This window comes from Myceligenerans indicum (assembly GCF_016742955.1).
Taxonomy (GTDB): Bacteria; Actinomycetota; Actinomycetes; order Actinomycetales; family Cellulomonadaceae; genus Myceligenerans; species Myceligenerans indicum.
In genome coordinates this window covers 1-1017 of record NZ_JABBYC010000136.1, presented here as the reverse complement: position 1 = coordinate 1017, position 1017 = coordinate 1, and the positions used below count along the sequence as shown (strand labels likewise).

Here is a 1017-nt window from a genome sequence, read left to right as displayed (position 1 = left end):
CGTCCTCGCGGACATCGGGATCGTTGACGAGGTTGTAGAGCTTCGTCAGACCGAGGCCCCTGCGGAGCATTATCTCGCGACGCTTCACGTCCAGGGCGCGACCGATCTCGTCGAGGCGAGTGGTTGGCGTGGGGCGCGGAAAAGTCTCGAAGACGTCCGATGGCGTGTAGCGTGGATCGTTCCGCATGCCAGAACCGTAGGTGATCGCCCAGACTTGATGCAGGCTCGATGACAAGACTGCCTGGATACCGTAGTCATCGGTGGCAAACACCCCAAGCATGTGACTGAAGACTTGCGCCGACGGGACCCGCAGTGGCATCACGGTCTTGCTGACAAGCGCGATGACCAATACCTCTGACAAGCCTGCGATGGCCGACCGCATCGCCGGGCTGTTTCGCCAGAATCTCCACCATGGGTGCTCTCTAACGAGCCGGTCCTTGTTCTGAGAGCGCTCCGGTCTGACGGTTCTGCGAACTCGTTCGTACGGCAGCACATACACTGCAGCCTCATCTACTGAGCGGTCGTTGAAATCTATGACCCACCGAGCCGCTGCTGCGTCGGGTTGCGAGTTGAGGTCTTCCCCGTTGAGGTACGGGAAGAGTACATCAGTGTTGCGAGGATCCAATTCGATCCATTCCTGCGCCTCTTTGGGGTCAACGACGAAACCCATCCCCCGCACAATGCAGCCTTGGAATGCAATTCCCTTGTTCTCCTCCAGGCGCACCGGATTCCCCGTCGCCCGCCCGGCCGGTTCAAGCAGGGTCGAAATTGAGCGGGCCTCGGCGCGGTCAACGATCCGCGGCACACTGTCGGCCACCTGGCCAACGCTCCCCCATACGGCCGCGTACTCGAGGTTGGCAGACTGCGCCGGCCACGGCCGCGACTGCACCGCCTGCGTGATCGTGAACCCGCCCGCGACCATCGTGTCCAGCCCCACCTCTCGGGTGTCGCCCTGCGCGACCGTGTTGGTCGCGATTAGACCGAGCGTGCCCTTCGTTGACAGGAGTGATGTCGCAC

Annotated in this window: 1 protein-coding gene; it reads right to left on the bottom strand. The window is 62.1% G+C overall.

From position 1 onward, the window contains the following. Positions 1-1017 (bottom strand): type IIL restriction-modification enzyme MmeI (locus tag HGK34_RS22265; protein WP_372433180.1); only part of this gene is annotated, 1017 nt, incomplete at both ends.